Annotated in this window: 16 protein-coding genes and 5 pseudogenes; 7 read left to right on the forward strand and 14 right to left on the reverse strand. The window is 35.9% G+C overall.

Going from position 1 to position 23,299, the window contains the following annotated elements; all coding sequences use genetic code 11:
* Positions 1-54 precede the first annotated feature (54 nt).
* Positions 55-2,130: an acetyl-CoA carboxylase biotin carboxylase subunit gene (locus tag ABWU71_RS00130; protein WP_353284486.1), complete on the forward strand. Its 2,076-nt coding sequence runs from the start codon at positions 55-57 to the stop codon at positions 2,128-2,130.
* Here the strand turns inward: ABWU71_RS00130 and ABWU71_RS00135 are convergent.
* The 7 genes and pseudogenes from ABWU71_RS00135 to ABWU71_RS00165 form a co-directional block, all read right to left on the reverse strand.
* Positions 2,079-3,329, reverse strand: a complete 1,251-nt coding sequence (locus tag ABWU71_RS00135; RefSeq protein WP_353284487.1) for a COX15/CtaA family protein — start codon at positions 3,327-3,329, stop codon at positions 2,079-2,081. The two genes, ABWU71_RS00130 and ABWU71_RS00135, sit on opposite strands and share 52 nt — an antisense overlap.
* Positions 3,311-4,723 (reverse strand): annotated as a pseudogene (locus ABWU71_RS00140) (glycosyltransferase family 2 protein). Before ABWU71_RS00140 ends, ABWU71_RS00135 begins: the two are co-directional and overlap by 19 nt.
* Before the next feature lie 3 nt (positions 4,724-4,726).
* The gene (locus tag ABWU71_RS00145) at positions 4,727-4,909 is read right to left on the reverse strand and encodes a hypothetical protein (RefSeq protein ID WP_353284488.1); all 183 of its coding nucleotides are present in this window, start codon (positions 4,907-4,909) and stop codon (positions 4,727-4,729) included.
* A 5-nt stretch (positions 4,910-4,914) separates the two neighbouring features.
* Positions 4,915-5,391: a hypothetical protein gene (locus ABWU71_RS00150; RefSeq protein WP_353284489.1), complete on the reverse strand. Its 477-nt coding sequence runs from the start codon at positions 5,389-5,391 to the stop codon at positions 4,915-4,917.
* 8 nt (positions 5,392-5,399) lie between these two features.
* On the reverse strand, positions 5,400-5,879 hold the full coding sequence (locus ABWU71_RS00155; RefSeq protein WP_353284490.1) for a hypothetical protein: 480 nt from the start codon (positions 5,877-5,879) through the stop codon (positions 5,400-5,402).
* Positions 5,880-5,882: 3 nt separating this feature from the next.
* Entirely contained in the window at positions 5,883-6,110 is a 228-nt protein-coding gene (locus ABWU71_RS00160; RefSeq protein ID WP_006014985.1) for a F0F1 ATP synthase subunit C, read from the reverse strand.
* Between the two features lie 60 nt (positions 6,111-6,170).
* Positions 6,171-6,896: a F0F1 ATP synthase subunit A gene (locus tag ABWU71_RS00165; RefSeq protein WP_353284491.1), complete on the reverse strand. Its 726-nt coding sequence runs from the start codon at positions 6,894-6,896 to the stop codon at positions 6,171-6,173.
* 229 nt (positions 6,897-7,125) lie between these two features.
* Here ABWU71_RS00165 and ABWU71_RS00170 point away from each other — a divergent pair, with 229 nt between their 5' ends.
* Complete coding sequence (locus ABWU71_RS00170) at positions 7,126-7,413, forward strand: hypothetical protein (RefSeq protein ID WP_353284492.1); 288 nt, start codon at positions 7,126-7,128, stop codon at positions 7,411-7,413.
* Between the two features lie 120 nt (positions 7,414-7,533).
* A complete protein-coding gene (gene pheT, locus ABWU71_RS00175; RefSeq protein WP_353284493.1) occupies positions 7,534-9,927 on the forward strand; it encodes a phenylalanine--tRNA ligase subunit beta in 2,394 nt (797 codons plus the stop codon).
* 234 nt (positions 9,928-10,161) lie between these two features.
* Here pheT and ABWU71_RS00180 read toward each other — a convergent pair.
* The 3 genes and pseudogenes from ABWU71_RS00180 to ABWU71_RS00190 all read right to left on the reverse strand — a co-directional run bounded on the left by ABWU71_RS00180 (position 10,162) and on the right by ABWU71_RS00190 (position 15,068).
* A protein-coding gene (locus ABWU71_RS00180; protein WP_353284076.1) for an IS630 family transposase occupies positions 10,162-11,021 on the reverse strand; the annotation gives its coding sequence in 2 pieces (ribosomal slippage) (positions 10,162-10,697 and positions 10,697-11,021; 861 coding nt in all).
* 62 nt (positions 11,022-11,083) lie between these two features.
* Positions 11,084-11,686 (reverse strand): annotated as a pseudogene (locus ABWU71_RS00185) (hypothetical protein); the annotation flags it as partial.
* A gap of 58 nt (positions 11,687-11,744) precedes the next feature.
* Positions 11,745-15,068, reverse strand: coding sequence for a class I tRNA ligase family protein (locus ABWU71_RS00190; protein ID WP_353284494.1), 3,324 nt, complete (start codon positions 15,066-15,068; stop codon positions 11,745-11,747).
* Between the two features lie 215 nt (positions 15,069-15,283).
* Here ABWU71_RS00190 and ABWU71_RS00195 point away from each other — a divergent pair, with 215 nt between their 5' ends.
* The 3 genes and pseudogenes from ABWU71_RS00195 to ABWU71_RS00205 form a co-directional block, all read left to right on the forward strand.
* Positions 15,284-16,711, forward strand: a complete 1,428-nt coding sequence (locus ABWU71_RS00195) for a peptide MFS transporter (RefSeq protein WP_353284495.1) — start codon at positions 15,284-15,286, stop codon at positions 16,709-16,711.
* Positions 16,712-16,818: 107 nt separating this feature from the next.
* Positions 16,819-17,988, forward strand: a pseudogene (gene tnpC / locus ABWU71_RS00200) (IS66 family transposase); the annotation flags it as partial.
* Positions 17,989-18,051: 63 nt separating this feature from the next.
* Positions 18,052-18,434 (forward strand): annotated as a pseudogene (locus ABWU71_RS00205) (IS630 transposase-related protein); the annotation flags it as partial.
* A 5-nt stretch (positions 18,435-18,439) separates the two neighbouring features.
* Here the strand turns inward: ABWU71_RS00205 and ABWU71_RS00210 are convergent.
* The 4 genes and pseudogenes from ABWU71_RS00210 to hemJ form a co-directional block, all read right to left on the reverse strand.
* A protein-coding gene (locus ABWU71_RS00210; RefSeq protein ID WP_265023453.1) for an IS5 family transposase occupies positions 18,440-19,232 on the reverse strand; the annotation gives its coding sequence in 2 pieces (ribosomal slippage) (positions 18,440-18,967 and positions 18,969-19,232; 792 coding nt in all).
* Positions 19,233-19,292: 60 nt separating this feature from the next.
* Positions 19,293-19,598 (reverse strand): annotated as a pseudogene (locus tag ABWU71_RS00215) (IS630 transposase-related protein); the annotation flags it as partial.
* Positions 19,599-19,744: 146 nt separating this feature from the next.
* On the reverse strand, positions 19,745-21,064 hold the full coding sequence (gene miaB, locus ABWU71_RS00220; RefSeq protein WP_353284496.1) for a tRNA (N6-isopentenyl adenosine(37)-C2)-methylthiotransferase MiaB: 1,320 nt from the start codon (positions 21,062-21,064) through the stop codon (positions 19,745-19,747).
* Between the two features lie 454 nt (positions 21,065-21,518).
* Positions 21,519-21,947 (reverse strand): protoporphyrinogen oxidase HemJ, encoded by a 429-nt coding sequence (gene hemJ / locus ABWU71_RS00225; protein ID WP_353284365.1) that lies wholly within the window; start codon positions 21,945-21,947, stop codon positions 21,519-21,521.
* Positions 21,948-22,012: 65 nt separating this feature from the next.
* On the opposite strand from hemJ, the gene pdhA reads away from it, so the two are divergent.
* Positions 22,013-22,993 (forward strand): pyruvate dehydrogenase (acetyl-transferring) E1 component subunit alpha, encoded by a 981-nt coding sequence (gene pdhA, locus ABWU71_RS00230; protein ID WP_353284497.1) that lies wholly within the window; start codon positions 22,013-22,015, stop codon positions 22,991-22,993.
* Positions 22,994-23,299: the final 306 nt, after the last annotated feature.

Below are 23,299 nucleotides of genomic sequence, written 5' to 3' on the forward strand. Positions count from 1 at the left end.
GCAGGCAATGACATAGAAATTTACTTTCTCAAGCTAAGAAAGTATACTGATAAGATGACAGAAAAGGAGTACAGTAAGATTTTAATAGCAAACAGAGGAGAAATTGCCTGCAGGATTATCAGAACTGCTCGTAGGATGGGTATATCTTGTGTATGCGTGTATTCGGATGCAGATGTAAATTCTGTGCATGTAAGACAAGCAGATGAGTCAAGACATATCGGCCCTTCGCCATCTTGTCTTAGTTATTTAAACATTGAAAAAATATGTGAAGTAGCAGTTGAAACAGGTGCGCAGGCAGTTCATCCTGGCTATGGTTTTTTAGCAGAAAATCCAGATTTTCCACGTGCTCTGCAAAAACATAATATAGACTTCATCGGTCCCAGTGCAGAAACAATAGAAGTTACAGCCAACAAAATAACAGCAAAAGAAGCGGCAAAAAAAGCTGGAGTGAATGTAGTGCCAGGATATATGGGTAAGATCAGCGATGCTGCCCACGCAGCTCAAGTTGCTGAAGAAATTGGTTTTCCCGTTATGCTTAAAGCTGCATCAGGCGGTGGTGGCAAAGGAATGCGAATTGTAAATTCCAAAAAAGAAATTGAACTAGCGTTCACATCAGCAACAAATGAAGCAGAGAAAAGTTTTAAGGATGGCAGTATCTTTATAGAGAAATATATAGAGTTACCAAGACATATTGAAATACAAATCATAGCAGATAAATATGGCAATATAGTGTGTCTTGGAGAGAGAGAATGCTCGATACAAAGGAATAACCAGAAAATAATGGAAGAAACGCCAAGTCCATTCATTAGTGAAGAAGTAAGACAAAAAATGTATGTCCAATGTATTTCTCTGGCAAAACAAGTTGGCTATTTTTCAGCAGGTACTGTTGAGTTTGTTGTAGACAAAGACCAAAACTTCTATTTTCTTGAGGTAAATACGAGATTACAAGTTGAGCATCCAGTAACAGAATTCGTAACTGGAATAGACATAGTAGAAGAAATGATTAGAACTTCCTGTGGAGAAAAACTAAGGTTTAGTCAGGATGATATTAAACTTACTGGTTCTGCAATAGAAAGTAGAATTTGCGCTGAAGACCCATCGAAGAAATTTTTCCCCTCCAGCGGAAGAATAAAATATTACGATAAACCGGATGAAAATGATTATGTAAGAATAGACGATGGAGTTCCTGCAGGTTCAGAAATTAGCACATTCTATGACTCAATGATTGCAAAAGTGATAACATATGGAAAAGATAGAGTAGAAGCGATCAGCAGAATGCAAAAAGCATTGTCTGAATGTTATATAGGAGGAGTAACAAATAATATAGAATTTCTAGAATCCATCTTCCATCACCCAAATTTTATTGTAGCGAAGCTCCACACGAGATTCATTCCAGATCATTACCCTAGCGGGTTTCACGGCGATTTTGTTACAGAAGAGTATATTAAAATATTTATTTTCACTACGTTATATGTTCATTTAGAAAATGAAGAAAGGTACCACAATCAACTAGTGAATGAAACACCTCAGGTGTCATTCCAGTGCGTGACACTGGAATCTAGTAAAAAAGAAGGGGCACCAGTATCAGCTACTCAGATGGCAGGTGACCGTGCAAGAGATTTATTCATAGTGAATATAAATGACAATGAGTACTCCGTAAGTGCAAGATATCAAGATAATATATTAACAACAGTATATAACCACAATACATACTCTGTAGTAGGCAAGTGGAAATCAAGTCATAAGTTACTATATATTACAATTAATGATGATGCTGATATAACATTTAAAGTAGAAAAACAAGGCAGCAAATACTTCATAAGACATGCAGGCATGAAAGCTGAGTGTTGCATATTTAAACCTCATGTAGCTGAATTAAGTAAGTTAATGCTAAACAATGAAACAGAAGAGATTTCAGCAGATGCCGTAAGATCCCCAATATCTGGCTTATTAGTTAAGTTGCACGTAAATGTAGGAGATCAGGTGGAAATAGGACAACCTTTATTTGTGGTGGAGGCGATGAAAATGGAAAATATTATATGTGCTGAAGCAGCAATGGTGATAAAAAATATTCCCGTTCAAGAAGGAAAAAATGTGCAGATTGGTGATGTAGTCTGCTTTCTTAAATAACATAAGAAGTATAAACTTGACCCAAACAAGATAAATGAAAACACTTGATGAGCTATGGCAATGGCTATTGGTATGTGCAATAAAAGAGTGATTACTCCTAAAATTATCTGAATGATGACGGAGAGCAGCATAATATATACCGGTTTTACGCTAGCATTTTTTACTGTGAGTATTACTACCAAAGTTAGTATTAGCAATGCCAGTGCTCGATGTATAAATTGCACTGTCGCTCTGTTCTCAAAGATATTCAGCCATATAGGCTGTAAGAAAAATAAATCTTCTGGAACGACTTGTCCGTCCATTAGTGGAAAGGTATTGTAAATCAAACCAGCATTTAATCCCGCAACAAATGCGCCGAAAATTATTTGTATAGCAACTAGAATCATAATAAGTATTGTGTAATATATACTACTGTTAGTAGATTGAAATCCTGTCATCCGAGTAGCTGACACACAACTGTACGAACGCTTACTTTTGAAAATAAATTGCACAGCAAATGGTGTCATGAAAGTAGCTGACACTGGAATCCAGCTTTTACTATGCAGCCACTTATTTAAAGTTAAGTTTTCTGGATCCCAGTGTCTGGGCACTGGGATGACATCTTCCTTGGTGAAAATTACTCTTATATTGCAATGTTCGTATAGTTGTGTACGTAACACTGGGATCCATATTTGGTAATCAAAAAATTGATATGACAATAATGCAAAGATAATTAATGCTAATAATAAGTGAAGTGCAAGCCTATAGTGGCTAACATGAGGTTCAGTTACTAAACCACTTTTAACCATATACCAACCAGCAAAAGCTTGTAAAGCTCCAAATAATAATGCCACAAATAGCTTTATTACTACCTTTTTAGATATTTTTCTTCTTAATGTAAAATATATAAATGGCAGGACAAAAACTAAACCTGTTAGTCTTGCAACCAATCTGTGTACATATTCTATTAAGTATATAGCGCGAAACTCCTTCATACTAATACCATAGTTAAGTGCTTTATATTCAGGTGTAGCTTCGTATTTTAATTTTTCTTGTAGCCAGTCTTGTTCACTCAGTGGTGGTAATGTTCCAGTAATTGGTTTCCACTCCGTGATTGACAATCCTGCTTTTGAAAGTCTGGTAAATCCACCAATCCCCACCATGAGAATTACCATAATACAGCAGAGAAAAAGCCAAATAGCTACAGGTTTTGCTTCCATAAACCATGCTGAGTTTTGTTCCATCGCTCAGGGTAAAGAATAAATTCCCACAAGGCAAGAAAAGCTGCAACACTATGTAGCAGACTATAGACCGGAAAAAATATCGATACTATATAAAAATAAAAAGGCATCTTTTGCTGTTTGACAGCTATTACCAAAAGAATTAGGTTAGTAACGTATACCACTACAAAGTAGTACAAAAATAATTCATTTAAAACTTTAGTTAATATCAATGAAAGCAGTAAAAATGGAGTAGTAAAAAATATAAAAGCTGCAGAGCCAACAAAAAGATTCAATAGCAAAATTCCCTTAAATCCAGTGTGTTTATAAAGTGACTTTATATTTTTTAAATGAACAATATAAGTTTGCATATAGCCTTTGATCCAGCGCGCTCTTTGCTTAATCCAAGCAAATACAGCAATTGGTGACTCTTCCAATGTTTCTGAGTCAATCATCATGGTTTTATATCCCATTTGCGCAAGTATCAAACCGAGGTCAGCATCTTCGGTAACACTATAAGCATCCCAGAAAAACACTTTTTTTAGAATTTTTACTGAAAAATGATTACTGCTACCACCCAAAGGCATTGGCATGTTCATTTTTTGGAATCCAGGCAATAAGTATTGAAACCAGTTCATATACTCCAGAGAAAAGGATTTTGTGAGAAAATTATAATCACAATTATAGTAATTTAATTTCGCCTGTACACAGGCAAGCTTATCGTCGCCCTCATTAAATTCAATCAGTGCTTTTTTTTACTGCAATGGGTCTGGTTTATCGTCCGCATCATATATTACTGCATACTTTCCTCTAGCAAAGCTCATAGCATAATTGCATGACTTGGCTTTTGTTCTAGGCAAAGAATGAGGCACTTTTATTACTTCAAAATACTGCGGTAAAGTGTACTTTTCTATAGCTGCTAGCGTTTCCTGGTCATCACTTTCTACCTGAAGCTTCACATCTAATTTTGATTTTGGATAATCCAAACTTTCAATGCTTTCGATCAATTGCTCTATCACTGCACTTTCTTTAAAAGCAGGCAATAAAATAGTATATATAGGAAAATCTTCTTCATTCAGCTTACTATAATCCACTTTTTGGTTGGAGGTTTCACATAAGTTAAAAATTGTAGCTATAAACTTGAATAAATAACTAGAACATCCGATTATAAATATCAACATCAAAGCAAAATATGTATATTTCTCTGTTAGTGTTAAAATTGAAGTTACAATAAAGAAAGAAGCAAAAAATATTGAGCTTAGTTTAATGCTTTTGGCTGAAAAATTAGGATTCTTGTAATATAAGTAGTTGCTTGCAAATTCTGAAATACCAAAGTGCGAGTTAAGAAGATTTAAAATCTGTTCGCTATCCACTTTTATTAATACATAGTCAATACCTTAATGAGCTTCAACCCAACGGTTGACATCTTGGCTTGTGTCTTCAACCATAAAAAAAGTAGTATCATTTAATTTTTGCCAAGGAATTATATTAAATTTATAGTAAAAAAGTTTCTCTTGCTCTTTGCACAAACTAGAATCAAACTTAATCTTTTCTACATTATCAGCTTGAAGTATAGGCATTAAACCTAATGCAAATTTTTATTTAAGTCACGTGAAAATGAAGATATGACCTCGCTACTACGCTTATCATCTTTACGTTCATGCATTATTTTTTTTACAGCGTCAGCAGCTATATTCGCTGTGTTAGCCTGTAAATCTCCAAGAGCTTTTTCAACTTGGTCAGTGACTTTCTTCAAGTTAGAATGGGCATTGTCATCTAATGTCTGATCTAGCTGTTGTCTATTGCGCTTAATGATAATATTAGCCTTATCAAGTGCTTCATTCATCATTTTATTAACTTCTGCATCTAATTCTTTGTATTTTTCAGAAGATTTTTTGTAATACTCCAACATATCTTTCCTGAATTTTTCAGTTTCTTCACTTGAAAATTTGCTTTTGTTACGCTTATTGTTAAGCGCATTTTTTATCACTTTCTTCAGCAATTTATACGAAAGAACAAAGCCTACCAAGAAGGCAAGACCGATAATCAGTGATGTAGACATAAAAACCCCTAAAATTCTTTGGACACCAAGTCAGCAATAAATTTCTCTTCAATTTTAGAATTAGTCAATTTAGTATAATAAATTAAAGCAATACTAGTAGCCATTTGTTTTAACTGATCAGTGTATTCAGATTTAAATTCTGCCACTTTTTCTTCAATAAGCTTGCTCTTTTTTTTGTCTTCCTCTTCTAACATACTCTTAACATTAGCTCTCATTTCTTCTACCTGAGCAAGTGCATCATCTATGATCCTTTTTGCCTGTATTCTAGCTTGGTTTAAAGCGGCATTATACTTGGCAATCTGATCTTCCGTAAGTCTTAAAAGATGAACAGAACTATTAAAAGAACCCAATACTTCTTTACTTCTAGTGCTTATTATTTCATCTAACTTTGGTAAAAATAAACAACTTACTACGAAAAAAAGTGAAGAGAAAAAAATTAAAAACCAAAAAATTTGAGAAAAGAAGGTTGAAACATCAAGCTGTGGCATCTGTTAAGCAGCAAATATTAATAACATTGCAAGTACAAACGCAAGTAATCCCATGATTTCAACCATGGCAGCACCAATATAAACGTAACTTTTCATTTTACCTTCTGACTCAGGGTTTCTCGCAATCCCATTTAACATAGCAGAGAAGATATTAGCTATACCTAAACCAGCACCGAGCATTCCAAACACAGCTAAACCAATTGCTATAAATTTTAAAGCTACTAAATCCATATATTTATCCTTAACTATTTCTTTATAATATAATTATAAAATATTCTACAAGGAAGTCAATTACTTTACTGCATCTGACAAATATACACATGTTAATATAGTAAATATATAAGCTTGTAAAATTGCAACAAATACTTCAAATCCTATCAATGCAATTATGAACAAAAACGGCGCAGGAGTGAGAAATATGTTCATATTTACAATAAACCCTGCTATCACTTTGATGATTGTATGACCAGCAATCATATTTGCTGCAAGCCTTATTGATAGGCTAATCGGCCTTACTAAATAAGCAAACAACTTAATAATAATTATTATAGGTGCAAGCCACGAAGGAGTTCCTTTTGGTAGCAATATGCGTAAAAATTCTACTCCCCTTTCCTTAAACCCAACAATCGTTATATAAATAAAAACCACCATCGATAAAGCGAAGGTGACTATCACATGACTTGTGACCGTGAAACTATAAGGAAGAACACCAACTAAATTACACGATAAAATGAAAATAAATACTGTGAATATCAATGGAATGTGCTGCAAGCCTTTGTTTCCAGTGTTATTTTCTATTATTGAAATAACAAAATCATATACATACTCAACTGCAGCTTGCAAACATCCTGGTATTACTGCCCCCTTCTTTATTCCAAAAAGCAAAAAGAGTATCACCAATATCACCGAAATCATCGTGAAAAGAGATGAATTGGTAAAGCTTACGTCATACCCAAATAACCTAGGTAACTCTATTATTGTATATACTTTAAACTGCTCCAGCGGATTTAATGCCATTTTAATCTGAACTATAAACAGTAAATAAAGTATGAATTTTATAGGACAAAGTCAAGAATTAAGATAGAGCTCTGTGTTATTATAACATTGATACATTAACAAAATATGTAATTAGAGTGTTAATTACAGTCAGCTCTGTATTTTAAAATTTACTAATCTTATTAAATTATTCAATATCTTGACTTAACATCTTATTTTAATTATAATTTAATTTTTAGTGAGATATATAATGAACGAAATAGATTTTATTAACACTAATCATCTTTTAAATTTAGAGCAGGAATTTGGTAACGGATACATCAAATTGACAGATGGTTCCTTTAACGAATATACTGGCCATTATCAAGTAGGAAGAGAAATACTAGATGAAAGCCATAATATGATAGGAAACTTAACTATTGATGGTTACATTTATAATGCCCATGAAGATGACCACAATATGAATCTTAAATTCTCTATGGAGGTGGATTTAAAAGGTGATATAGAGAAGATAAATGCTCTTCGCAAGAAGATATAAAGTTACAAAAGCTTCTACATCATTGCTCATGATGTAGAAGTCACTTTTCATCCCACTACAACAAACTTTAAAAGCACTACATTTTATATTACAATAACTCTTTTATTTCTTTAAAGGTTCATGAAATTCACATTATCTTGGTTATTAGAACACTTAGAAACCAATGCTAGTTTAAAAGAAATTACTGATAAGCTAACTCACATAGGGTTAGAAGTAGAAGATGTGATCGATAATTCCAGATTGGCTGGGTTTATCGTTGCAGAGGTATTAGAAGTCGTACCTCATCTAAATGCCGATAAATTAAAATTATGTAAAGTAAATGATGGGAGTAAAATTCTACAAATAGTTTGCGGAGCAAACAATGTTAGAGAAGGTATGAAAACTGTGCTTGCATCTCTTGGTAGCACATTGCCAGAAAGTGATTTCACAATCAAGCCCACAAAAATACGAGGAGTGCTAAGTGAAGGGATGCTCTGCTCTGCTTCTGAACTTGCGCTGGTTCAAGAGGAAAGTGAAGGAATAATCGAGCTTTCTGATGATTATAAAGTAGGGGATAAATTTTTCAATTGTGACCCTGTAATTGATATAAATGTTACTCCAAACCGTGGAGATTGCTTAGGCATTTATGGAATAGCTCGCGACCTTGCTGCAACTGGAATTGGGACATTAAAGACTTTAAGCATTCCACAACTTACCAGCTCCATAAATTCACCAATCGATGTTGAAGTTACCGACGGGGAAAGTTTTATTAGTGGAATATACATTGCCAATGTAAAAAATCAAGAAAGCCCAAAATGGTTAAAAGATAGGCTGGAATCGATAGGAATGCGCTCCATTTCTGCAATAGTTGATATCACGAACTATATTATGATATCTTTCAGCCGCCCAATGCACGCGTATGATGCAAAAAAAATAGAAGGAGAGCTCACAGTACGCAAAGCAAACGACGGAGAAAAATTTGCTGGTTTAAACGGTAAAGAATACTTATTAAACAAAGACATAAGCGTTATTGCAGGTGATAAAAATATCCATGGAGTTGCTGGAATTATAGGTGGTAAGTGCAGTGAATGTACTCTTGAAACTACTGATATCTTTTTAGAGTCTGCTTGGTTTGATCCCATCTCTATCACTAAATCCTCAAGGGAGCTGAGCATCTCCACAGACGCTAGTTACAGATTTGCACGTTCAGTTGATCCTGGATTTACTTTTGATGGACTTAATCTTGCAGCTAAAATGATTCTGGAGTTATGTGGTGGAGAGATCTCAAGCGTAGTGTCTGCCGGTAATCTGGATAAAGAATACACCTCTGTCATCCGAGTAGCTGACACTGGGATCCAGGAAAAAACATGCCGGAATGATGCTAAGATAAGCCTTGATTACCAAGATATAAACAAGTTAGGAAGTGTGTCTGTATCTCCTGATGAGGTGCTTGATATCTTAACGAAACTAGGGTTTAGTATTGATAAAAAAACCGAAGGCAATTGGAATGTACAAGTACCAAGCTGGAGACCGGACGTGACAATACCGGCTGACCTAATTGAAGAAGTAACAAGGATATACGGCTATGACAAAATAAAAGAAGAACCACTACCAAATAATGTTGAAGAAGTAGATAGTACATACGACAATTTGCGTATTTTGATGACAAACAGAGGGTTTCATGAAGTGCTAACCTGGTCGTTTATGAGTGAATCAACAGCTGAAAAATTTGGTTACTCGAATAAGTTATTTATCATCGATAATCCGTTTAACAATAACTTTAATATGATGAGACCAAGTATTATGCCAAATTTGTTGCAAGTTACTGCTGATAATATTGCCTATGGAATATCTGATCTTGCAATCTTCGAAATTGGGCCGATTTACGATGGTGAAGCTCAATCTAAACATGTTTTAAGTGGAATAAGAACAGGAAATAATTTGCCGAGAAACTATTATAATACTGATAGGAAAGTAGATGTTTTTGATGCAAAGGCTGATTGCATAGCAGCTTTGGAGTTTTTTAACGTCAATTGCGATAATTTAACGATAGAGAGAGCAGAAAAAGAACATTACCACCCAGAAAAGTCAGGCACTCTCTCTTTTAAGAATAAAGTAGCAGGTTATTTTGGAGAGTTGCATCCTAATATATTAGATCTTTCTGACATCAAGCAAAAAGTTGTAGGTTTTGAGGTAATACTAGAAAATATTGAAAATTTACCTGTAAGTAGAAAGAAATTTATCGATTATAAATACCAAAGTGTAAAACGTGATTTTGCATTTATAGTAAATAAGGATGTGGAAGTAGGTAACATAATCGATGTGGTAAAAAAAAGCTCAGAGCTCATCACAGAAGTTTTGATATTCGATGTATACCATGGAAATAATATAGAACCGAATAAGATGTCTATAGCGTTGTCAGTTACTTTTTGCTCTCCAATCCACACTTTAACTGAAAAAGAGATCCAAAAAGAATCAAGTGCTATAGTTAATTTAGTATGTGAAAATACCGGAGGAACTTTGAGGTATAGCTAAATGGCTCTCTCATCTACAGTATGTTTATTGGCATTCCTAACGCTTACCTTATCTAATCTACTCTTAACCGACGTGAACTCAACATCCTTAAAAAATCTATCCCATATTCCATACAAATGATCTTTTATCTTAGAACCTGTACATGATCTCAAGAAAGGAATAAACTAAGAGATAATATATATAAGTTAGGATATATGAGGAGTTTATAGCATTTCTCATAATAGTCCGAACAGGTCATAGGAAGGCAGAATCAACAGCACGACGAAAGGATTCGAATAGAGGAATGTTTTTCCTAGCTCTGTTTTTTATAGCAAACCAATGATGCTCAATTTTGTTGAAATCTGGAGAATACGGCGGCAGATACAAAATTTCTGCACCAACTCCTCTAGCAAGCTCGATAATCTTACCAGACTTATGAAAAGTAGCATTGTCAAGAATGACAGTCTGTCCAGGTTCCAAGATCGGTGTCAAAAATTGCTCAAACCATCCATTAAAAACATCCATATTACAGTGGCCTTCAAAGGTTAATGGAGCAACTATCTTTCTTCTACTTAAGGCTGCAACCATACTGATTCGTTGAGTTTTCTTTCCAGATTTTAGGCCATAAAACCGCTGTCCTTTCTGGCAATACCCATATGGATAGTCCTCTGTGTTATCAATGCCAGACTCATCTATATAAACTAAGTTTTCTGGTTCTTTTGTTGCTATAATTTTTAAGAATTCAGCACGTTTTTCTTCGTTTCTTTCCTTGTATCCATATGTCTTTTTTTGCGCGTAAATCCAATTTTTCTGAGAGCTCGGTGGATCGTTTGGATACTAACGTTGCCCCAAAGTTTAGCCATTTCCGACAGAGTCTTTCCTCCGTTTTCTCTGGCAAATTTAGCAAAGGCATCCCAGTCGGTAATTTTGTGATTGTAACCTCCATTTCCAAGTTTTTTTGATTGAAAGTCTCCTGTTTCTTTTCTTCTTTGCTGCCACTCCCATAAAGTAGTTCGTCCAATTTTAAATCTTGCTGCCACTGTTTCTCTGCTTCCTCCCTCCTCTAGCGCTTCCATTGCTTTTTTCCTTAAGTCATAACTATATGCTGCTGGCACTCAACCTCCTTATCATCGTCTATCCTTATCTTATCACATCCGGACTTCTATGAAAAGAGCTATAAAAGATAAAAAGTAGCCAAAGCGAATGTTGCAGGAATAAGCAAGAGTAGAAGTATAGGTATACTAACAAGAATCACTACTGCAGCAAGAACACCATATGCCAGTCTCTTTGCTGTACTTTCACTGACTTCACTTTTTTTTGTTTTCTTCTCCTCTGAACTGACTTGTGTCTTACTGTTTATTTTACTGTATATGACTAATCCCAGTGCAGTAAAAACTATATAAGGGAACATTAAAACTGATAGAGCTAAATTCAACGCTTGTTTTTCCGGACAAGCTTGGTTTATCTCTTTAAATATTCTACTTGATACGTTATACCAAGAAGTAAAAAAATCAGAGTTATAATCTTTATAATGAAATATACTGAGTGGAACGTTAAAATTAGCTAACGGCTCTTGCTCTTCTGAAGCAGCAAGTTCCACCTCACCTAAATTATTCCCTTCTTCTACATTAGAAACAGGCTCCTGCTCTTCCATAGCATCAAAAAATTCCTCTTCTTCTTCCGAAATAACATTGGAAATAGACACTACTTTCCCTAAATCATCACTGTTGTTATTTAAATCAACAACTTTTTCATAATCATCTGCAACAGCCTTATTCATATTATAACCTTACCTCAAGTAACCTAAGTATAGCATAAACAATGACAACTTTCAACTACTAATAATTTAACCTAATACCAACACTTAAATCCTGATATTCCTTAGAATAAAAGTTAGTTCCAATTTCTGTATTAATGTCCAAAGATAAGGCAAGGGTCTGCTCTTTTATATATTCAATCCACGTATTTATTGCTTCCTTAATTTTCTCATCTTCTGTTTTGATTATTACTCTGATTCTATCGGACATATGAAAATCAGCTTGTTTCCTGGTTTCCTGAATGAGCCTCACAACATCTCTTGCAAGCCCTTCTAGAATCAATTCATCATTTAAAGTGGTGTTCAGAATTACAATCCCTTTGTTGTTATCAAACACGGAGGAAAATTCACTGTTTGCTTTTAATAATAGTTCATATTCGCCTTTTTCTATGATGTAATTTTCTGACTCGTCCCCCAAAAATATGAGACCTCTTTCTGTCATTCCAGCGCGTGACGCTGGAATCTGCGTCTGGATCCCAGTTTCAGCTACTTGGATGACACCGGATTCAACTTGCCTCCATTTTCCTTGTTTAACATATTGAACCAGTGTCTTAATCTTCTCCGGAACTCTCTTTCCAAGCATAGGGAAGTTGAGTTTTAACTCTAGTGATGCAATATCTTCAAGTCTGTTTACTAACTTCAGTTTTTTTACATTTACCTCATCTTTTATCATCTCTTGATATTCACCTTCAAGAAAACCGCAAGAAGACTGATGATAAATCGTCATACTACTAAGTGGCTGCCTGATACGTATGTTAAAGGTGTTCCTGATAGAGAGTGCAGAGTTACATATCTCTCTCACCAAATCCATCTTGGCAATGAGCTGACTATCAAACTTCTCTAATTGTGGGAAATCAGCCAAATGAACAGATGTTTCTTCATACTTAAGCCCTTGCCATATATTCTCTGTTATAAGTGGCAACAAAGGAGCTGCTGCTCTTAGTATGTAATAAAAAACCGTATATAGAACATTATAAGCATCAGTTTTATCCTGATCCAAATCACTTTTCCAAAAACGCTCGCGACTGCGACGAATATACCAATTATTTAGCACTTCAAAAAAGTTCATTAAAATTTTGCAAGCCTCTTGGGAGTTATAGCTGTTCATAGAAGCTTGGATACTTTCTACAGCTTCAAAACATTTGGAAATCATGTAACGATCAATAGTACTTTGATAATCCTTACAAACTTCAGCTTTAATTCCATCTGCATTTGCATACATAGTAAAAAAGTGATAACTGTTCCAAATAGGTTTTATTACGTTTTTCAGAACATCTCGTATTGAGTTTCCTTCTTTATCGAGTAGCAAATTACCACCACAAACAATAGATCCAGAAAGCATAAGAAAACGCAGTGCATCAGAACCGTATCTATCAAAAACCTCCATTGGATCTGCATAGTTATTCAAACGTTTGGACAATTTTTGCCCTTTTACATCCAAAACAACACCGTGGCATATGCAGTTCTTAAATGGTTCCCTATCAAACAAAGCAGTGGACAATACAAAGAGCGTATAAAACCACCCCCTGGTTTGCGCTATGTATTCAGTGATAAAATCCGCAGATTCAAACCACTCTTTATTTTCAAACGGATAGTGGATTTGCGCAAATGGCATCGAGCCAGATTCAAACCAGCAGTCAAACACGTCAGGTACACGGCGCATAACTGATTTTCCTATTGGGTCATCAGGATTTGGTCTTGTTAAAGTATCGATAAATGGTCTGTGCAAGTCGTCTATTTTAACATTAAAATCTCTCTCCAGTTCTTCTATTGAACCATATACATCTACTCTTGGATATCTCGCATCATCTGATTTCCATACAGGGATTGGCGTACCCCAGAATCGATTGCGTGAAATTGACCAGTCGTGTGCCCCTTCAAGCCATTTTCCAAATTGACCATCTCTAATGTGGTTTGGTATCCAATTAACTCTCTTATTTAGCTCTACCATTCTGCTTTTGAATTTTGTAACAGCAACATACCAAGAAGGCATAGTGCGATAGATCAAAGGAGTGTCAGTTCTCCAGCAGTGTGGATAATTGTGAATATATTGCTCAGTTTTAAACCAATTCCCTTGCTCTTTTAATTTTTTTATTACTGTATCATTGGTATCAAAAACATGAACCCCTGCCAAATCTGAAACTTCAGCAGTAAATTTTCCACTGTTATCAATTGGACAAATAACTGGAATATCATGGCTTTGGCAAAGGTAAAAATCTTCCTCACCAAATCCAGGAGCAGTATGCACAACGCCAGTGCCATCTTCTTCCGTCACATAATCAGCAATAAAAACGCGAAATGCATTTTTTGTGTCTTTAAAATAGTCAAACAGTGGTTTGTAAGAAAGGCCTGCAAGATCATTTGCTTCAAGTTTTATATTGCAGTTTTCATATGGAATATTGTTTTGTTCAGAGTGGCTGATAAATTTCTCTAAGTAGCTTTCAGCAAAAATGTATATTTCACCATTCATTGAACTTCCTTCACTACTCCCTGTCATCCCAGTGCCCAGACACTGGGATCCAGAAATAGATTCCAGCGTCACGCGCTGGAATGACATCAAAGGGTGGACTGACACTGCACAATACTCAATATCCTTTCCTATTGCCAATGCCAGATTGCTAGGAAGAGTCCAAGGAGTTGTAGTCCAAGCAAGCACCTTACATTTTTGTTTAAATTGCTTTGGATTTTCTAAAAGCTCAAATGCAACAGTTACAGCTTTGCTAACTTTTTCTCTATACGCGTTATCAAGCCTTGTTTCGAAATTAGATAATGGAGTTTCGCATGCCCAGCTATATGGTACAACACGCACTGATTCATACACCAGACCCTTATCATAAAGCTGCTTGAATGCCCACATGACCGACTCCATGAATGATTTATCCATGGTCTTATAGTCATTGTGAAAATCTACCCATCTTGCTTGCCTATTTACATACTTCTCCCACTCTGATGAAAATTTCATCACAGAAGTACGGCAATGATCGTTAAATTTATCTATACCAAACTTCTCTATCTCAGTTCTACCAGATATTCCAAGTTCTTTTTCTGCACCCATCTCAGCCGGCAATCCATGGCAATCCCAGCCAAATCTACGTTCAACCCTTTTTTGCAGCATAGTTTGATATCTTGCAAATGCGTCTTTGATGAAACCAGTGAGTAAATGTCCATAATGGGGAAGTCCATTTGCAAACGGAGGCCCATCGTAAAAGACAAAACAATTATCCTTGGAACGTTCTTCAACTGACCGCTCAAAAACTTTGTTTTCCTGCCAAAATTTTATGATTTCCTTTTCTAACGATGAAAAATCAGGACTACTTACTGTATCAGGATAATGCTTTGACTTCATGTTCGCTATGTAAAACTAAAGAATATAGGGCTTTCTGAAAAATTACAAATTCAAAAATATTTCCGTAGCTCACACCCCAGCAAACTATTCTGCCGAGCTTCCAATACCTTTTTTTAAGTTTTACTTGCAGTTTTTATTATTTTACTTAACATTAACCCAAGCTTTAGGGGTGTTTTATGGATCAGAAGACAGATAAGTTTCCACAATTTTTAAAAATGTTGTGCTTTGTTGAAATGTGGGAACGTTTCTCTTACTATGGAATGAGGGCACTTTTGGTCCTATTTTTGACTTCTCACTTAGGTTTCACTGATGAGAGGGCTTTTACTATTTACGCATTATTTGCTGCAACAGGTTATGCTATACCAATACTTGGAGGTTTTTTAGCTGATAAGTTGATGGGATTCCGCAACATGGTATTGCTTGGAGGGATAGTGATGATAGCAGGTCATGCCTGCATGTCATTGGTTGAGTTTGAACCAGGTTTATTATATTTAGGTTTATCTCTAATAGCCGTAGGTACTGGTATGTTTAAAGGAAACGTAACTAACTTACTTGGTTCATGCTATGGCAAAGACGATCCTGAACGTAGCAGAGGCTTTACTTTATTTTATGTAAGTGTAAACCTTGGATCAGTATTGGCTTCTATTTCATGTGGTTATGTAGCCCACTTATTTGGTTGGCACTACGGCTTTGGTTTAGCTGGCATTGGGATGTCTATAGGGCTAATCTTTTTTCTCAAATTTCAGAGTCTTTTAGGAGATAGCGGCCTTTCTCCTTATCCAGAGCTTATGAATAAGCGCATATTAGGGATTAAAATCTTTGGTATAGTATTGATAGGAAACTTTCTGTCATCATCAATAATTGCTAAAATGCTTATACATAGTGAATTTTTTACTAATATGCTCATATTTGTTGGAATAACAGCTCTAGGCATATTTATTTATATAATATCTAAATTATCAGCAGAACAAAGACGAAAATTAGTGGCATTATCTATTCTCGTGGTATTTTTCTTGTGTTTTTTTGCTTTAGAAATGCAGATTGGCTCTTTGGTTAACTTATTCACCGAAAGAAACGTTATTAACAATGTATTAGGTATAACAATTCCAGCTTCAGTTTCTCAAGCCATAAATCCTTTGTCAATTGTAATACTTGGCTTTCTTTTTGGAACATACATGAAGTTTAAGCCAAAATATGCAACTTCCATGTTTACCCTTGGCCTTCTGACAATAGCTATGTGTTTTTTCACACTGTACATAGGATGTTTAAACTCTAACATTGAAGGTAAAGTAGAATACTTATATTTAATAATTGCTATCTCCTTCATTGGACTGGGAGAATTATGTATTGCTCCATTAGTCCAAGAACAAGCAACTACACTAGCCCCTAAAAACCTTAGAGGAGTAGTAATGGGTATAACAACGATGTCGTTAGCATTTTCTAATCTAGCTGGAATTATAATATCAAAATTTATGTCAGTTCCTTTAGTAGATGGTAAAACAAACTCTTTGGAATCCTTAGAAATATATAAAGAGGGTTTTTTAAAGGTGGGGATATTTAATTTAATGCTCGTTATTGTATTTTTATTCTTCTTCAATTTTATACATAAAGTTATTACTAACTCATCTTGTACAAAAAATTGATATAGGTAAGCTTAAGACTGCTATTTGTGTATCCGTTCAGCGGAGTGGTAGAATAAGGTAGACAAAGCAAGATAATAAAGATAATCATAGAGCAAAAGTGAGGTAATGTGGTAAACCTTTTAGAACTTTGCAAAAATTTACAGCAAAAAATAGAAAAACTGGAAGCAGAGATAGAAAACTTAAAAGCAGAAAATAAAGCTTTAAAGATAGAGAACGCTGAATTAAAGGAAAGACTCGGTTTAAATTCAAAAAACTCATCCCTGCCCAGCTCAAAAGAGCTATACAAAATAAAAAAGGACAAGCCAAAAAGCGAAAGAAATATTGGTGGTCAGATCGGACACAAAGGTAATTATCGCGCTAAAGTGGATGCAGATGAGGTGATAAAGATAGAGTTCTTGCGAATGCGGAGGGAAGATTGCAGTATGTGAAAAACCATATATTCATCAGAAAGTTGATCTGCAGGAAATTAAGCCGTATGTAGTAGAGTATCAGCTAGAGCATGGCCGTTGTCGGAAGTGCGGAAAAAGAAGAAGCAGCAAATTACCAGAAGGTGTTACATCAGATACATTTGGTCCAAAAGTTAAATCGATAATTGCAGCACTCAGCGGATTTTACAAGAATTCAAAGCACGAAGTGGCTAGCATTATAAATGATATTTTTAATTTGAATATAAGTGTTGGCAGCATATCAAACAGTGAACACAGAGTTGCATCGAAATGCGAAAAAACATATGAGCAAATCGAACAAGAGATAAGTAGAAGTAAAGTTTTACATATTGATGAAACGAGCCATTATAACAAAGGTAAACTCGCTTGGTGTTGGATGTTTGCAAGCAATACGGCAAGTTTTGTAAAATTGACAGAATCAAGAGGAATGAAGGTTTTACAAAATAGCAAGTTCTGCAATCGCAATAGCTTACGACAGGTATGCAGCATACAACTACTTTGCCGATAAAAACAGGCAAATCTGTTGGGCACATTTATCAAGAGATTTTGAAAGATTAGCACATAGTTGGAATATTGAAGTTAAAGTTCTGGGTTGTTACTTGAGAAACGTAGCCACTGAATTATTTGCACTAAAAAAGGCCTTGCTAAAAAATGAGATAGATGTTTTTAGATTTACCAGACGTGCCAGAAAGTTGCGAAAACGTACAAGGTATTACTTGAAGCCGTTTACCTGAAGCAATTGGAGCTTCTCGAGTTGCAAAGAATATTTTGAAATCTGAAAGAATAATGTGGAAATTTTTAGATGACCCAGAAAACATTCCGCTGACAAATATAGCTCTTTTCATAGAAGTCCGGATGTGATAAGATAAGGATAGACGATGATAAGGAGGTTGAGTGCCAGCAGCATATAGTTATGACTTAAGGAAAAAAGCAATGGAAGCGCTAGAGGAGGGAGGAAGCAGAGAAACAGTGGCAGCAAGATTTAAAATTGGACGAACTACTTTATGGGAGTGGCAGCAGAGAAGAAAAGAAACAGGAGACTTTCAATCAAAAAAACTTGGAAATGGAGGTTACAATCACAAAATTACCGACTGGGATGCCTTTGCTAAATTTGCCAGAGAAAACGGAGGAAAGACTCTGTCGGAAATGGCTAAACTTTGGGGCAACGTTAGTATCCAAACGATCCACCGAGCTCTCAGAAAAATTGGATTTACGCGCAAAAAAAGACATATGGATACAAGGAAAGAAACGAAGAAAAACGTGCTGAATTCTTAGAGCCTGTTCATAATCTTTTCAGAAGTAAGGCAGTGAAAGCCAGAACGACCATTTGTAGGCTAGTATTGAGTTTTCGCTCACAATTTTTCCACAATCTTCTACATTTTTCTAACCAAGCAAAAGATCGCTCCACAACCCATCTTTTGGGCAATACAACAAAGGAATGTAATTCATTTCTTTTTATCACTTCAACGGTTGCACCAATAATCGTTTTTATTTGAGTTGCAAAATTCTCTCCAGTATAGCCTGCATCAACCAGTACATTTTTAACTCCCGAGAGGTTTTCTTTTGCATTTTCGACCATTCTCACAGCACTGCTACGGTCAGTTATCTCTGCTGTTGTTATATAAATTGCATGGGGCAAACCTTGCGTATCTACTGCAATATGGCGTTTTATTCCTGAAATCTTTTTGCCTGCATCATAGCCTTTTTCTTCAGCAGTATCTGCATTTTTTACACTCTGTGCATCAATTATGCAGAAGCTGGTTTTTTCTTTCCGACCATTGTTTTGTCGGACCACGCCAACTATTTTTTTTTAACACCAGCTCCAGAACACTTTCTTTATCTGCATCTGGTTTTTCACTCCACTTCTTAAAATAGTCGTAACAATTGCGCCATTTTGGAAACTCTTTTGGTAGCATTCTCCACTGACAACCGCTTTTCAGAACGTATAACACTCCACAAAATACATCATACAAATCAAGTTTCCTTGGTTTTGTTTTTTTTCTACAGGACTCTAGATCTGGTAACATAATCTCAAATCTTTCCCGACTTATATCACTTGGGTATAAACTCCTCATATATCCTAACTTATATATATTATCTCTTAGTTTATTCCTTTCTTGAGATCATGTACAGGTTCTTAGAGCTCGGTGGATCGTTTGGATACTAACGTTGCCCCAAAGTTTAGCCATTTCCGACAGAGTCTTTCCTCCGTTTTCTCTGGCAAATTTAGCAAAGGCATCCCAGTCGGTGATTTTGTGATTGTAACCTCCATTTCCAAGTTTTTTTGATTGAAAGTCTCCTGTTTCTTTTCTTCTTTGCTGCCACTCCCATAAAGTAGTTCGTCCAATTTTAAATCTTGCTGCCACTGTTTCTCTGCTTCCTCCCTCCTCTAGCGCTTCCATTGCTTTTTTCCTTAAGTCATAACTATATGCTGCTGGCACTCAACCTCCTTATCATCGTCTATCCTTATCTTATCACATCCGGACTTCTATGAAAAGAGCTATAAACTTTGTAACTTTTGAAAAAGATTATGATTGCATTTTTTCAATACTCTTTGCTTAAGACTTATATTTAACGCTGCTTAAAATCAGTGAAAGGCACACCCCAGCAAACTATTCTGCCGAGCTTCCAACACTTTCACGTTTACTATTTTGTCCCTGTATTTATCTTCAGGGTCATCAATGCACACTGATTGCATATATGGGCTTTTACCAATAATTTGGTTTTGGTGTTTACCTTTTTTATCGCTAAATAGAACAGGTATAGTTTTGCCTACCATACTCTGGTTAAACTCAAGTTGTTGCTTACTAATTAATTTCTGTAAACGAAGAAGGCGCTTTGTTTTAACCTCTTCTGGTACTTGATCTTTTCTTTCCGCTCCCGGTGTGCCTGGTCTTGGGCTGTATTTAAAACTATAAGCCTGAGCATATCTAACTTTTTCTACTAATTTCATAGTTTCTTCAAAATCTTTTTCGGTTTCTCCAGGAAAACCAACGATAAAATCAGAAGAAAATTCGATTTTAGGTTTCAATTTGCGAAATCTGTCTATTATTTCCAAATACTCCTCTGCAGTGTGTTTCCTGTTCATCACGCGCAATATTTTATTCGAACCAGACTGCACAGGCAGGTGAACAAACGGCATGAGTTTTGGCTCTTCCGCATGTGCCAAGTAAAGAGATTCATGCATATCTCTTGGATGAGAAGTTGTATAACGAATCCTCTCTAGCTTTTCAATTTTAGCAATATGACTAATTAATTTGCCTAAATCCCACACTTCCCCTTCGCACTCCCCATGGTAAGCATTGACATTCTGACCAAGCAAATTGATCTCATTTGCCCCATTTGCAACTAATTTCAATGCTTCACGAAATATTTCATTTACTGGCCGTGAATACTCAGCTCCACGAGTATAGGGCACTACACAAAACGTACAAAATTTATCACAACCTTCTTGTATGGCAAGAAACGCAGAGGACCCCTGGCTATTGCCATAGCATTCATCTGGCAATTTATCAAACTTTGCAACTTCAGGAAAATCAGTGTTTATTATGTGACCTTTACTTCTGCTTGCTTTGACTATCAGCTCCGGTAAAGTAGCGATACTCTGCGGACCAACAACAATATCAACAAAAGGAGCCCTTCTGAATACTTCTTCTCCCTCTGCTTGCGCTACACACCCAGCCACCACTATAGTCATTTCTTTTCGTAACGAATGAATCTTCCCAAGCTCTGAGTAAAGTTTTTCTGCTGCCTTCTCTCTAATATGGCAAGTGTTCAGCATCACCAAATCAGCTTTTCCTGCATCACTAACAACGTTGAACCCCAAAGGTTTAATTATATTTTCCATTAAAACGGAGTCATAAACGTTCATCTGACAGCCGTAAGTTTTAATATATAGGCCTTTCATATTTGGTATGTTTTCTTCAAAATTTCTTCACCCTACACGTAAATGTCTAACAGACCAGCGCGTGACGCTAGTGAACTTGTTCACAAATAAGCACAATAGATTTTGATAAGATTGTACGGAAAATTGGATCCCAGTGTCAAGCACTGGGATCCAGGAAAAAGAATGGTGTCATGAAAGTAGCTAACACTGGGATCCAGGAAAAAGAATGGTGTCATCCGAGTAGCTTGACACTGGCATCCAGGAAACTTAATTGCAAGTAATGCATTGAGTTTGGTGAGTATGGGTTTTGCGTTATAGAATGAAGCACTTTTGGTGAATTTGTAAAGAAAGCTGGATCACAGTGTCAAGCACTGGGATGACAAGAAAGGGAGCACTGGAATTTTTATTTCAGTATTGTACATTAGCCATGCATCTGAACAGATACGAGCTTTCTGCTTTTTTTTGGTAAGGTCAGTCAAAAAGGTTTTACAACAACCATAATAACTATAACTATTATCAATACTGTCACTGCTTCATTTAAAACACGAAAATAAATATGTGACTTCTTATTCGAACCCATTGCAAAATTTTTCCTATATTTTGCAAGTAGCATATGAATAATTAACATCAAAAGTATTGCAAATGCTTTTACATGAAACCATCCTTCACGATATGCTTCCCTAATAACCATTAGTGTGATTCCAAGACCAAGTGAGAAAAGCATTGCAGGGTTTATGATATATCTAAGTAGCCTCTTTTCCATTGTTTGAAGCAAGCTATCATTTTCCGATCCCGGTTTTACAGTTGCATGGTAGACATAAAGCCTGGGTAAATAAAGCATACCTACCATCCACATAATGGCGGAGATAACGTGAAAAGCCTCAAGCCAGTGGTAGTAATCCATTGAGATTTATTATAAAATGTTAAAAATTTCTGATATTATCTTAGTTTAATAAAAAAGAAACCAATATGAAAGCAGAAAATTTCACTAAAGAACAGGTGATTGAATTCTACAAGAAAATGCTACTCATACGCAGATTTGAGGAAAAAGCAGGACAATTATATGGGATGGGATTAATAGGCGGGTTCTGTCACCTATCAATAGGACAAGAAGCAGTTGCAGTTGGAACTCAAGCTGCATCAAAATTAGGTGACGCTTTTATCACAAGTTATAGAGACCATGGCTTAATGCTCGCATGTGATTCTGATCCAAATGTTGTAATGGCAGAGCTTACCGGCAAAGAAACTGGATGCTCGAAAGGTAAAGGTGGTTCGATGCACGTATTTGACGTTGAAAAAAAATTCTTCGGCGGGCATGGAATAGTGGGAGCACAAGTTCCAATTGGCACAGGAATAGCATTTGCTAATAAATATAAGAAAAAAGATAACGTGGTATTTACATATTTTGGCGACGGTGCTGCAAATCAAGGACAAGTATATGAATCATTTAATATGGCATCTTTGTGGGAGTTGCCTGTGGTTTACATCATAGAAAATAATGAATACGCAATGGGAACCTCCGTGCAAAGATCAACTTTAGTAACAGAGTTATATAAAAGAGGAGAAAGTTTTGGTATTCCTGGAAAACAAGTTGATGGAATGGATTTTTTCTCTGTTTATGCGGCTACAAGCGAAGCAGCGGAACACACACGCAGCGGAAAAGGGCCTATCCTGCTTGAAATGAAGACATATCGATATCGCGGTCACTCAATGTCAGACCCTGCTACTTATCGCTTAAAAGAAGAAGTTGAAGATATGAAGCAAAATCATGACCCTATAGGCACTTTAAAGAAATACATAACAGATAATAAAATTGCTTCAGAAGAAGAGTGCAAAGTAATTGATAAGGAAATACGTGATTTAGTAAAAAAGTCGGAAGATTTTGCCAAAAATAGTAAAGAACCAAGCGTTGATGAGCTGTATACTGATGTTTATAAATTTGTTAGCTAATTTTTTTATCCAGAACTGTACAAACATTGTATAGTAAACGATGTCATCCAATTCTCCTGTCATCCAAGTAACCTCCTCTTCTTGTCATTCCAGTGCTCTGACTACTTGGATCCAGCTGAGTTGGTGAGTATAAAAGTATAGCTAACGCAAGCTCTACGTCATGCCGCCGCGAACCGTCATACCGCGATTCATTCGCGGTATCTCGGCCGCTAACAAGTAGCGGGATGACGGTTGTCAGGCTAGCTGTCATCTCAGTAGTCTTCTTCTCCTGTCATCCGAGTAGCTGACACTGGTTCCTTTATGACG

Origin of the sequence: Wolbachia endosymbiont (group A) of Lasioglossum fulvicorne, from assembly GCF_964028605.1 — a bacterium.
Classification (GTDB): domain Bacteria; phylum Pseudomonadota; class Alphaproteobacteria; order Rickettsiales; family Anaplasmataceae; genus Wolbachia.

Bases quoted from the DNA above. Each gene is read 5' to 3' on its own strand.
- ABWU71_RS00130 (WP_353284486.1), top strand. From the start codon at position 55: ATGACAGAAAAGGAGTACAGTAAGATTTTAATAGCAAACAGAGGAGAA.
- ABWU71_RS00135 (WP_353284487.1), bottom strand. From the start codon at position 3,329: ATGGAAGCAAAACCTGTAGCTATTTGGCTTTTTCTCTGCTGTATTATG.
- ABWU71_RS00145 (WP_353284488.1), bottom strand. From the start codon at position 4,909: ATGCCTATACTTCAAGCTGATAATGTAGAAAAGATTAAGTTTGATTCT.
- ABWU71_RS00150 (WP_353284489.1), bottom strand. From the start codon at position 5,391: ATGTCTACATCACTGATTATCGGTCTTGCCTTCTTGGTAGGCTTTGTT.
- ABWU71_RS00155 (WP_353284490.1), bottom strand. From the start codon at position 5,879: ATGCCACAGCTTGATGTTTCAACCTTCTTTTCTCAAATTTTTTGGTTT.
- ABWU71_RS00160 (WP_006014985.1), bottom strand. From the start codon at position 6,110: ATGGATTTAGTAGCTTTAAAATTTATAGCAATTGGTTTAGCTGTGTTT.
- ABWU71_RS00165 (WP_353284491.1), bottom strand. From the start codon at position 6,896: ATGGCATTAAATCCGCTGGAGCAGTTTAAAGTATATACAATAATAGAG.
- ABWU71_RS00170 (WP_353284492.1), top strand. From the start codon at position 7,126: ATGAACGAAATAGATTTTATTAACACTAATCATCTTTTAAATTTAGAG.
- pheT (WP_353284493.1), top strand. From the start codon at position 7,534: ATGAAATTCACATTATCTTGGTTATTAGAACACTTAGAAACCAATGCT.
- ABWU71_RS00190 (WP_353284494.1), bottom strand. From the start codon at position 15,068: ATGAAGTCAAAGCATTATCCTGATACAGTAAGTAGTCCTGATTTTTCA.
- ABWU71_RS00195 (WP_353284495.1), top strand. From the start codon at position 15,284: ATGTTGTGCTTTGTTGAAATGTGGGAACGTTTCTCTTACTATGGAATG.
- miaB (WP_353284496.1), bottom strand. From the start codon at position 21,064: ATGAAAGGCCTATATATTAAAACTTACGGCTGTCAGATGAACGTTTAT.
- hemJ (WP_353284365.1), bottom strand. From the start codon at position 21,947: ATGGATTACTACCACTGGCTTGAGGCTTTTCACGTTATCTCCGCCATT.
- pdhA (WP_353284497.1), top strand. From the start codon at position 22,013: ATGAAAGCAGAAAATTTCACTAAAGAACAGGTGATTGAATTCTACAAG.